Below are 11,431 nucleotides of genomic sequence, written 5' to 3'. Positions count from 1 at the left end.
TATTCTATCATCTTATTTTGCATTTGTCAACATTTTTTTATCTTTTTTTAAATGCTGATTTACATTGCTTTGTCGTCTTGCTTGGATTGTATTGTTCTCCTTCAAGACAACGAAATTTATTATATCACAGACTTAATTCTTTTCAATATCAAATTACTACATTATCTTAATTTAATCTATTATATATACTATATACTCAATTTTTTTAATATATACTTATATTGACACACAAGGTTATGTTGATTTATTCTATTCTAGAATATCTCTATCTATAGAATAAATCAACTATAAAATATCTACATATATTTCTAAAATGTTTCTAAATTTTATTTAAAAAATAAGAAGGCATATCACATTTACATTTAAATCCAAAATGCTCTAATGATTTTTGAAGAGCATAAAGTGTATAACTTACCTTATCAACTTTTGCATTTTCACCCATATGTCCTATTCTTATAACTTTACCTTTCAAGTATCCAAAACATCCTGCTATCATTACATTATAGTAGTCTTTCATATAATCTATAAGTTTAGCATCTTCTATTCCATTTGGAACTTCAATTACTGTCACAGTATTAGAATATCCATTTTCAGTATATAAACTCAATCCAGCCATTTTAACAGCCTCTCTAACTGCAACAGAAATTCTATGATGTCTATTTATAATATTTTTATCTTTTATTATGTTTTCTACAGCTTGTCTAAAGCCAACTATGTCACTTATAGGCGGTGTATATGGAAACCACTTGTCTTTATAATAATCTTTCCATACAAGTAGATTACAATAAAAGGATGCTATTTTACTCTTTCTATTTTTCATAAAATTAAATGCATCGGAACTTACACTTAAAATAGTAAGTCCTGGAGGTGCAGAAATGCACTTCTGAGATGCTCCTATTACTATATCTATATCCCATTTATCTACCTCCAATTTTTCTCCACCCATAGCAGAAACACTATCGACTACAGTAAGTATTCCCTTACTTTTAAGCATAGGACATATTTTTGATATATCATTTAATACTCCAGATGGAGTATCACAATGTACCACTGTAGCATACTTAAAGTCACTATCTTTTTCTAAAAATTTTTCTAATTTATCTATATCTATGGCTCTTTTTCTATTTTGCTTAAAAAATACAACTTGTCCACCATATAATTTAATAAAGTCTGCAAATCCTTCTCCAAATATTCCATTGTCAATTACAAGAACTCTATCACCTTTTTCCGTAAGAGATGCACATGCCGCTTCAAGTCCAAGTATTCCCTCTCCATTTAGTATTAACACTTGATTTTTAGTATTTAAAAATTTTGCAGTTATTTCACAAGTTTCCTTATAAAAATCATAGAATTCAGGATCAAAATCAGGATTTGTACATCTTTTACTTCTTGCAAGTCTTACATTTTCACTAACTTCAGTAGGACCTGGAGTCATTATATACGGAATTTTCATAAATTTCACCTCTAAGTTAATATTAATTTAGGCTAAATTATATCATTACTTATCAATATATAAAAATGTATTGATACATTTGATATACTATTATTAGAATAATCTTTACACTTAGTAAAAAAATATAATAAACTTAATTATTAGAAAGGATTTATATATGGATATAAACAAATATTTAGAAGAAAAAATAAAACTCATATGTAATAGCTATACTGACTCTAGTATTGGGGGATATATTACAGGCAATGGTCCTATACCTTGTAATATTTTATTTGTAGGAGAAGCACCAGGAAAAAATGAAATAATAGAAGGAAAGCCCTTTGTTGGAATGGCAGGAAAGACTTTTGAGAAATACTTAAATTCAATAGGATTAAATCGAAGTAACATAAGAATAACAAACACATGTTTCTTCAGACCTATAAAAATAAGCATTGGTAAAAACGGAAAGAAAACTATAAGAAATAGGACTCCAAAGATATCTGAAGTAAACTTATTTAGAGATATACTAGATGAAGAAATTAATTTTGTAAATCCCAAGATAATAGTCACCCTTGGAAATATACCATTAAGAAGACTTACTACATTTAAATCTATTGGCAACTGCCATGGTAAATTATATTATAACGAAAATTTAAAAACACATATATTTCCTATGTATCATCCTTCCGCATTAACTTATAATAGAAATGAAAGCTTTAAAAACAAATACCAAAATGACTGGATAAAATTAAAAGAAGCTCTAAAAAAAATTTAGAGCTTCGAACTTTGTTCTATATTAAAATTATATAACCTTAACATTTTGTTTTTTTCTATACCTATAAAAATTTAATAAAAGTGCCATGAGTCCACCAAATGTATCTATGAAAACATCCCTTATCCTAGGTGATCTTCCTGGTATAAAAAATTGATGAATCTCATCAGAACAAGCATACAAAAATACTATTACTATTGCAATTAAAAGAACCTTTTTCATTTTAGCTTTGTCATATAAAGCATTAAAAAGCAATATATAAAGTACAAAATACTCAGAAAAATGTGCTGTCTTTCTTACTATAAAATTTGCAAAATTACCAAATAAACTATTAAGATTTATTCCCATTTCACTAAATAGATAAACAACATACTTACTTTTTTCATCCGATATAGTTGCCGGTTGATTTGAAAATTCAAATATTATAACTAGCCACAATAAAACTAATATCCATTTAACTTTTTTATTCATACTAAAACCTTTCTAGTTAATTGTTTTAATAACTTTATCTCCCTATCTATATCATCTAAAGATACCATTTCAGAAATTGAATATTTATACCTACAAGGAATATCAATTTCACCAGTCGGTATTCCTGAAAACTCCTTGTGCACAGATCCACCTTCAGATCTATCTGTACTTATACTATGTTGAATTGCTACATTAGATTTAATTGCCGCTTCTTCTAGCATCTTCTTTACTTCTTCATGCATTATTAGGGATTTATCCATTATTCTTAAAACAGGCCCTTTCCCTATGCTTACATTTTCTTTACTGATATCCTCTTTTGTTCCGACTATTATAGCATAGTTGGGCTTTATTTGCCTTGCAGCTGATCTAGCTCCAGCTCCTCCAATTTCACCTTGTGATGAAAATACAAAATACGTTTCAAACTCTTTATCTTGTATTTTATCATCTTTCATTTCATCTATTAGCTTTAAAAGTATATAACATCCAACTTTATTATAGAGCGTTGGACTTATTATATTATTATTTTCAACAATTAAATATGGTCCTACTAAAGATGCTGTATCCCCTTCTTTTATTTTATCCAAAACACCTTCTTTACTATCCAATCCTATATCTGCAACAATATTAGTTTTATTTAAAGATACTTTCCCCAAAACTCCATTTTCAAATCTTATAAATCCATTATTTACATATTCTTTTTTAAATTGCCCAATACTATCCATTATTATCATTCCATTTTCACTTATATGGCTTACTATAAATCCTATAGAATCCATATGAGAACATAACATCATTTTTTCTTTCCCATTTCCCATTTTTACAATAATATTCTTCATACTATCTTCATAAAACTTAACATTATTTTTAACTAAATGTTTTTTTATTAAATCTCTTATTTCATCTTCTCTTCCACTTACTCCATAAGAATTAATTAAATCTATTAGAAGCTGATCCATAAATATCTACCAGAAAAATATTCTAGTATTTCATCTCCTTTCAATATGTTTATAATAAGTACAAATTAAAAACTTCTTAAGTAGCTATGTAATAATTTTATTGTATTTTCATAATCATCTAAACTACATACAGAAACAATTGAATTCATGTATCTACATGGTATAAGTATACAACCTAGTTTATAACTTAAGGATATACTATTTAAAGACAAAAGTTCATTTTTATCTTTAATACAAGCAATATTTTGATATGCTATAGAACCTTTCTGTGCTTTACTTCTTATATAACTTACAGTATCTTTATCAAATAATGTTTTTCCAAACTTATATGGTATAATCGGTCCTTTTCCCAATACTATATTATTTAATTTTTCACCTTTATCAATCGTATCATCCGTGCAAACTGTATCAACCATTATAAAAACATCAGGCTTTATATTATAAATTGAAACAATAGAGCCTCTTTTTCCTACATTTTCCTGAACATTAAAACTTATATACAAATCCAAATTATAATCTTCCCTCAACACTTCAATCAATGCACAGCACCCCAATCTGTCATTTAAAGCTTTTGCTTTAATTATGTTATTAGGCAACTGTTCATAATTTATATCAAACACAGCAAATTCACCTAAACTTACAATTTCTCTTGCCTCTTTTTCAGAATTTGCCCCTATGTCTATAGAAAGATTGTCTAAAGGAACTGCCTTAGTCCTCTCACCTTTGGTCTGAAGATGAATCGGTTTTAATCCTATTACTCCTTTTATTTTATTTTTTCCTATTAATACAACTTTACAATAAAGTGAAGCTCTATCTACATTTCCAAGTACTGAAAACTTTAAAGTTCCATCGCTATTATATGATGTAATTATTAAACCTATTTCATCCATATGAGCAGATAACATAACTTTTTTAGAAGATTTATCTTTTTTATTCTCTTTATGTACTACAATATTTCCAATTCTATCAACTGAATAGTTTAGTTTCATACCTTCTAACTCAGATTTTATTAAATTTCTTGTATCTCCTTCATAACCAGAAGGAGCTGTAGAATTACATAGTTTTTCTAAAAACAAAATAGTCCCTCCAATTCACTAGAACTTAAATTCTGAATAAATCTTGCAAGAAGTCTTCCAGTATTTCTTATATCCTCTATATTAACCATTTCCACTGAAGTATGCATATACCTTATAGGTATAGATATAAGTAATGTTGGTATTCCACCAAGTGAAGTTTGAATATCCCAGGCGTCCGTACCTGTATTTCCTGGTTCTACTTCAATTTGATAAGGTATATTATATTTTTTTGCAGTATCTGTTATTCTTTCACGAAGCTTAGGATGAATGTTAGGTCCTATACAAATTACAGGTCCATTTCCCAATTTATTTTCTCTATCAATATCACCATTACTTCCACCATCAAAAGTAGTATCTATGGCTATCCCAATATCAGGTCTTATGTCATAGCTGGCCATTTTTGCTCCTCTATGACCAACCTCTTCTTGACATGAACAAACAAAACTTACATTCAAATCTGGATTTACATTTCTAAGTTCCTGTGAGCATACATACATAGCTACAATACCAGCTCTATTATCAGCAGTTTTACAAGCTATATTATTATTTAAAAGAGGTACAATCTTCCTATTAATAGTAACATAATCCCCTACTTTTACCAAAGACTTCAACTTATCAGAATCCATAAATGAATCTATATACATATTTTCAACTGTAAAATCTTTATCTTCAGTACTCGATTTAAAAGCTACTATTCCATTTATATCTTCTACTCCATGTATAATAACTTGTTGAGATACAAGACTTTTAGCATCAATTCCAACAGATTTAAATTCAATGAATCCTCTATCTAAAATTTTATTAACCATTAAAAACACTTCATCTGTATGTGCCATGACCATTATACTGTTTGAACTTCTACCTTTTTTATTTATGTATATGTTATTTAATTTGCTTATACTTACATCACAAAACTCACTAAAAGCATCCTGTATAACAGGATAAATCCAATTTTCCCTTCCACTAGGAGCATGGGACTCACATATTCTTTTAAAAAAATCTAAGTCTTTCATTTGTTCCCTCCAATCCAATAACATATTAAATTAATTACATGTCATATTAAAAATTATAGCATAAAAAGCTATCCTCAATAATAATTTATTGCTGATAGCTTTTATTAAATGACATATGATATAAAAAAATTTATCATATGAAAATAAATCATATTTTATGTAATTATCTTACTTAAGAATAATTTAGTTCTGCTATTTTGTGGATTATTGAATATTTCATCTGGCGACGCTTCTTCAACTATTTTCCCACTGTCCATAAATATCACTCTATCACCTACTTCTTTTGCAAATCCCATTTCATGAGTAACTACTACCATAGTCATACCTTCTTTGGCAAGTTCCTTCATTACATTTAAAACTTCTCCTACAAGTTCTGGATCCAATGCAGAAGTTGGTTCATCAAACAACATTATATCTGGATTCATAGCAAGAGCTCTTGCTATTGCAACTCTTTGTCTTTGTCCTCCTGAAAGTTTTGAAGGATACATGTCTAACTTATCTATGAGCCCAACTTTTTTGATTAAATTTTTAGCTCTCTCTTCCACTTCAGCTTTATCTTCCTTTTTTACCTTTATTGGAGCTACCATTACATTTTCAAGAACTGTCATATGGGAAAATAAATTAAAGTTTTGAAAAACCATGCCCATTTTTTCAATTGTTTTTCTGGTAGCTTTTTTATCTTTATAATCTATAAGTTCTCCTTCTATCTTAACATTACCTGAGTCAGGTATTTCAAGACTATTAAGGCATCTTAAAAAAGTACTTTTACCAGAACCAGAAGGACCTATTATTACTAGAACTTCACCTTTTTTTTACATTTACATTTATATCTTTAAATACAGTAAGATTGCCAAAAGTTTTAGTTAAATTTTTAGCTTCTATCATATACATATTTTACTCACTCCCTAATTGTATTTGGACATTTTCTTCTCAAAAACAGTAAATAAACCAGTAAACACAGTTGTCATTATGAGATACATACATGCTGCAGTAAAATACATTTCTACAGGCGCAAACATAGCAGATGAAATTTGCTGTGCAGTTCTCATAAGTTCAACCATAGCTATTGTAGAAACTAGTGAAGTATCCTTTATCATTGCTATAAATTCATTTCCAAGTGCAGGTAAAATAATTCTTATTGTCTGGGGAAGAATTATTATTCTCATTGTCTGTATGTAAGAAAACCCAAGAGCTTTTGCAGCTTCAGTCTGACCTTTATCTATACCAAGTATTCCACCTCTTATTATTTCAGCCATGTATGCAGCACTATTCAAACTTAAAGCAATTACTGCAGCCTGAAATTCAGTAAGTGTTACTCCTATTGTGGGAAGACCATAGTAGATAAAAAACAACTGAACAAGGAGCGGAGTTCCTCTTACAACCCATGTATAAAATGAAGCAATATATGATAAAAATTTATTAGAAGATATTTTTAAAAGAGAAATTAAAATTCCAAGCAAAGTAGCAATTAATAAAGAAATTACTGTTAGTTCTATTGTCATTACACAGCCTTTTAATATAACTGGCATACTGGTAATAATTATATTTATATTCATATTTTCCTCCCAATTCTGTAATTCTTGTTAGTAGTTGATCATTTAAATTTTATATGCCTGTCCCAAAATATTAATTGAGGCAGGCTAGTTAGCATTTTATTAATATAAAATATTATTGTATAAAATATTATTGTGAAATATCAGATCCAAACCATTTTTCTGAGATCTTTGTCATTGTTCCATCAGCTTTTATTTCTTTATAAGCTTTTTCAAATTCAGCTTTCAAATCTGTATCTTCTTTTCTGAATGCTATTCCAAATGGTTCATCTGTAAGATCTTCACTTAAAACATCAAAACCACTCTTTTTCTGTTTGTAATAATTCGCTACAACATTATCTACTATAACTGCATCTGTTCTCCCTATTATTAAATCATTATATGCATCTGTTATTTTGTCATAAGTTTTTATTTGCTTAATTCCTGGAATCTTCTTTGCAACATCTTCACCAGTAGTTGAAATCTGCACACCTACAATTTTATCTTTCAAATCATCTGAAGACTTTATAGTTGTATTACCAGTTTTTACGGATATTACCTGGCCACCATGAATGTATGGTCCAAAAAATGTCATTGATTTTTTTCTTTCATCTGTCATGCTAACGGAAGAAATAACAGCATCATATTTTTTGCTTTTTAGCCCCATAAATATTCCATCCCATGACGTTGAAACAAATTGAATTTTAATTCCCATTTTTTTAGCAAGGGCATTTCCCATATCTATATCCATACCAACAAGTTTATTATTTTCATCTCTGAATTCCATTGGTGGATAAGTATCATCTACTGCCACAACTATTTTTTTTGCCTTTTTTACTTTTTCAAGTGTAGTTTCACTACTTGAAGTACTTGAACTTTTATTCTGAGTTCCACATCCTGCAAATAAAAATGTCATTACTGATAGAGTAATAAGTATTGAAATAATCTTTTTCATAAAATAAATCCCCCTTTTTATATATTTTTATTAATATTTACAATATACTTATTGTATATTTTTTTCAAGAGTTTTTTATAAATTAACTAAATGAATAGGATTACAATTATAAAATATTTTATACTCTACTAAATTCATATTATCTATTGATATAATTATATACATTGTATATAATAAAAAATAAGATTTATGAGGAGGTAATTATGTGTAAAATATCTAGCTATGTTATAGAAAAAATGATACTTTATTTTGGAAACGACATTAAAAGAGTAAATCATGCATTGAAAGTATATGGTTTTAGTAAAAGTATAGGGGAACTTGAAAACTTAAGTAAAGATGAAATGCTAATACTTGAATTAGCATCAATCCTTCATGATATAGGAATTAAGGAAAGTGAAAGAAAATACAATAGCTCAGCAGGAAACTATCAAGAAATAGAAGGGCCTCCTATAGCTAGAGAACTCCTAAAAGATACTGATTTAGCAAAATCCCAAATAGATAGAATCTGCTTTTTAATAGGAAATCATCATAGTTACAATAAAATTGATGGAATCGATCTTCAAATACTTATAGAAAGTGATTTTCTTGTGAATGCATATGAAGATAATGTTGAAAAATCAACTATAGAACATATGAAAAATAAATACTTTAAAACTTATACAGGGAAAAAATATTTAGAAAATTTGTATTTAAAAAAGAGTATCAAGTCATAGATACTCTTTTAATTTCAATTCAGTTCTATAAAACTTTACTCAAAAAATTTTTTGTTCTTTCATTTTGAGGATTTGAAAATAATTCAGAAGGTATATTTTCTTCTATTATTTTTCCACCATCCATAAAAATAACCCTATCTCCAACTTCTCTTGCAAAACCCATTTCATGAGTTACTATTACCATAGTCATTCCTTCTCTACCTAACTCCTTCATAACTTCCAAAACTTCTCCAACCATTTCTGGATCAAGTGCAGAAGTTGGTTCATCAAATAATATAACATCAGGCTCCATAGCAAGAGTTCTTGCTATTGCTATTCTCTGCTTTTGCCCTCCTGAAAGTTGAGATGGATATTTCTCAGCTTTATCTTCAAGACCGACTCTCTTCAATAGACTATATGCCAATTTTTCTGATTCTTCCTTAGAAATTCCCTTGACTTTTCTTGGAGCTATAGTTATATTGTCAAGTATAGTTAAATTAGAAAACAAATTAAATTGTTGAAATACCATGCCCATCTTCTGTCTTATTTTATTAATATCTACATTTTTCTTATTTATAACATTTCCCTCAAAAATTATTTGTCCTGCAGTTGGTTCTTCAAGGAGATTTAGACATCTTAAAAAAGTACTTTTACCAGATCCACTTGGACCTATAATAACTACAACTTCACCTGATTTTATCTCTGTATCAATTCCTTGTAATACATCTAGTTTTCCAAAACTTTTATACAATCCCTTTACTTTAATCACTGAGCTTAAGCCTCCCCTCAAATTTACGGACAATCCTTGAAAGAGTAAATGTTATTACAAAATAAATTAATGCTGCTATAACAAGTGGAATAAATGGTTTAAACAATACACTTCTTACAGTATCTGCATTATACATAAGTTCATGTATTCCAACTATGGATACTATAGATGATTCCTTAACAACAACTATGAATTCATTCCCTAGAGCAGGTAAAATATTTTTTATAGCTTGAGGTATTATTATATACCTCATAGCTTTTGCTTCTTTCATACCAAGTGACCTAGCTGCTTCCATCTGTCCCCTATCAACAGCTTGTATACCTGCACGCACTATTTCTGCAACATAGGCACTACTATTTATTCCAAGTGCTATAACTCCCGCTACTATATCAGGAATATGAATTCCTGCATTTGGAAGCCCATAAACTACTATGTAAAGTTGTACAAGCGATGGAGTTCCTCTTATAAACTCAACATAAGCAGAAGAAACTCCCTTCAATATTTTGTTTTTCGACATTTTCATTAATGCAATTATTACTCCTCCTACTACCCCTAAAATTACTGCAAAAAAGGAGATAATAATTGTAAACTTTGCACCATTAATAAAGAATGGATAATATTTAGTTATAAAACTAAAATCCAAAATAAACATCCTTTCTATAATTTAGTTTATGAGCTTCGTTGATTCAACAAGTAACTTATCAATAGTATTATTTTCCTTTAATTTATCTATACTCTTATTTATTTTACTTACCAAATCACTACTATTTTTCTTTACTGCTATAGCAGTTCCTATATTTTCTACATCTACCTTTATATTTGCAACAGCTAGATCATCATTTGCATCTGCATAAGCCTTTGCAATTGGTGAATCAGTTAGACAACCTTCTACTTTGTTATTTTTAAGCATTAAAACAAGATCACTTACTTTGGCAAGTTCAACTAAATTAGCCTTTGGAACTTGTTCCATCATAATTTCCTGCTGAGTAGAACCCTTTTGCACTCCAAACTTCTTATTTGCAAAATCACTTAACTTTTTATATTTATTTATATCTGATTTTCTTACTATCACACTCTGATCACCTTGATAATATACTTCTGAAAAATCAACGTTCTTTTTTCTTTCTGGTGTTGCTTGCATACCAGATATAACAAAATCTACACTTCCTGAATTTAAAGCGGCTAATAATCCATCAAAACTCATATCTTTAATTTCTAATTTAACACCGAGATCTTCTGCAATTTGCTTTGCTATTTCTATATCAAATCCAACTATTTGATCTTTTCCATTTATTTTTTTATGAAATTCAAAAGGTGGAAAATCAGCACTTGTTCCAAGTACAATTTTGCCATTTTCCTTAATTCTTTTCATAGTTTCTGACTCTGAATTTCCAGAGGTACTAGATGAATTATTATTACTTCCACATCCTACTAGTGTTATTAACATAGTTATAAATAGTAAAATTCCAATTACTTTTTTATGTTTATTCTTTTTCATTTTATATTCCCCCTTCATAATTATGCAATATATATTAATAATTATGCACTTATCTACATATCGTATTATATAGTACTACTATCCCTTAGTCAAGTTAATTAATATATTTGCTTTGTATCATTTGTTTTATTATGTCCTATAACAAAAATTTTGTACAATAAAAAAAGAAGTACACTCAAGTACTTCTTTTGGTGGCTCACCGGGGAATCGAACCCCGGGCAACATGATTAAAAGTCATGTGCTCTACCAACTGAGCTAGTGAACC

Annotated in this window: 12 protein-coding genes, 1 tRNA gene and 1 pseudogene; 2 read left to right on the top strand and 12 right to left on the bottom strand. The window is 28.7% G+C overall.

Features of this window, described 5'->3' with window-relative positions; all coding sequences use genetic code 11:
* Positions 1 to 319: 319 nt before the first annotated feature.
* The gene (locus H2684_RS12190; protein ID WP_182089671.1) at positions 320 to 1,453 is read right to left on the bottom strand and encodes an alanine--glyoxylate aminotransferase family protein; all 1,134 of its coding nucleotides are present in this window, start codon (positions 1,451 to 1,453) and stop codon (positions 320 to 322) included.
* Positions 1,454 to 1,610: 157 nt separating this feature from the next.
* Here H2684_RS12190 and H2684_RS12185 point away from each other — a divergent pair, with 157 nt between their 5' ends.
* Positions 1,611 to 2,207 (top strand): uracil-DNA glycosylase, encoded by a 597-nt coding sequence (locus tag H2684_RS12185; protein ID WP_182089670.1) that lies wholly within the window; start codon positions 1,611 to 1,613, stop codon positions 2,205 to 2,207.
* 27 nt (positions 2,208 to 2,234) lie between these two features.
* Here H2684_RS12185 and H2684_RS12180 read toward each other — a convergent pair whose 3' ends face one another.
* The 7 genes and pseudogenes from H2684_RS12180 to H2684_RS12150 form a co-directional block, all read right to left on the bottom strand.
* On the bottom strand, positions 2,235 to 2,675 hold the full coding sequence (locus H2684_RS12180; protein WP_182089669.1) for a VanZ family protein: 441 nt from the start codon (positions 2,673 to 2,675) through the stop codon (positions 2,235 to 2,237).
* Positions 2,672 to 3,631 (bottom strand): M42 family peptidase, encoded by a 960-nt coding sequence (locus H2684_RS12175; protein ID WP_182089668.1) that lies wholly within the window; start codon positions 3,629 to 3,631, stop codon positions 2,672 to 2,674. Before H2684_RS12175 ends, H2684_RS12180 begins: the two co-directional genes overlap by 4 nt.
* Before the next feature lie 65 nt (positions 3,632 to 3,696).
* On the bottom strand, positions 3,697 to 4,707 hold the full coding sequence (locus H2684_RS12170; protein ID WP_182089667.1) for a M42 family peptidase: 1,011 nt from the start codon (positions 4,705 to 4,707) through the stop codon (positions 3,697 to 3,699).
* Positions 4,698 to 5,720, bottom strand: a complete 1,023-nt coding sequence (locus tag H2684_RS12165) for a M42 family metallopeptidase (protein WP_182089666.1) — start codon at positions 5,718 to 5,720, stop codon at positions 4,698 to 4,700. The genes H2684_RS12170 and H2684_RS12165 overlap by 10 nt, the downstream gene beginning before the upstream one ends.
* A 155-nt stretch (positions 5,721 to 5,875) precedes the next feature.
* Positions 5,876 to 6,611, bottom strand: a pseudogene (locus tag H2684_RS12160) (amino acid ABC transporter ATP-binding protein).
* Positions 6,612 to 6,625: 14 nt separating this feature from the next.
* Positions 6,626 to 7,276, bottom strand: a complete 651-nt coding sequence (locus tag H2684_RS12155; protein WP_182089665.1) for an amino acid ABC transporter permease — start codon at positions 7,274 to 7,276, stop codon at positions 6,626 to 6,628.
* 127 nt (positions 7,277 to 7,403) lie between these two features.
* Positions 7,404 to 8,207, bottom strand: coding sequence for a basic amino acid ABC transporter substrate-binding protein (locus H2684_RS12150; protein ID WP_182089664.1), 804 nt, complete (start codon positions 8,205 to 8,207; stop codon positions 7,404 to 7,406).
* A gap of 203 nt (positions 8,208 to 8,410) precedes the next feature.
* Here H2684_RS12150 and H2684_RS12145 point away from each other — a divergent pair, with 203 nt between their 5' ends.
* The gene (locus tag H2684_RS12145) at positions 8,411 to 8,920 is read left to right on the top strand and encodes an HD domain-containing protein (RefSeq protein ID WP_182089663.1); all 510 of its coding nucleotides are present in this window, start codon (positions 8,411 to 8,413) and stop codon (positions 8,918 to 8,920) included.
* Positions 8,921 to 8,945: 25 nt separating this feature from the next.
* On the opposite strand, the gene H2684_RS12140 is transcribed toward H2684_RS12145, so the two are convergent.
* From H2684_RS12140 to H2684_RS12125, 4 genes are all read right to left on the bottom strand, one after another.
* The gene (locus tag H2684_RS12140; protein ID WP_182089662.1) at positions 8,946 to 9,668 is read right to left on the bottom strand and encodes an amino acid ABC transporter ATP-binding protein; all 723 of its coding nucleotides are present in this window, start codon (positions 9,666 to 9,668) and stop codon (positions 8,946 to 8,948) included.
* A complete protein-coding gene (locus H2684_RS12135; RefSeq protein WP_182089661.1) occupies positions 9,661 to 10,311 on the bottom strand; it encodes an amino acid ABC transporter permease in 651 nt (216 codons plus the stop codon). The genes H2684_RS12140 and H2684_RS12135 overlap by 8 nt, the downstream gene beginning before the upstream one ends.
* A 21-nt stretch (positions 10,312 to 10,332) precedes the next feature.
* Positions 10,333 to 11,166 (bottom strand): transporter substrate-binding domain-containing protein, encoded by an 834-nt coding sequence (locus H2684_RS12130; protein ID WP_243159348.1) that lies wholly within the window; start codon positions 11,164 to 11,166, stop codon positions 10,333 to 10,335.
* A gap of 189 nt (positions 11,167 to 11,355) precedes the next feature.
* Positions 11,356 to 11,431 (bottom strand) — tRNA-Lys (locus H2684_RS12125).

This window comes from Clostridium sp. cel8 (genome assembly GCF_014050525.1).
Taxonomy (GTDB): Bacteria; Bacillota; Clostridia; order Clostridiales; family Clostridiaceae; genus Clostridium_B.
Note: the sequence above shows the minus strand (reverse complement) of the source record. Positions and strands in the feature narration are given on the sequence as shown.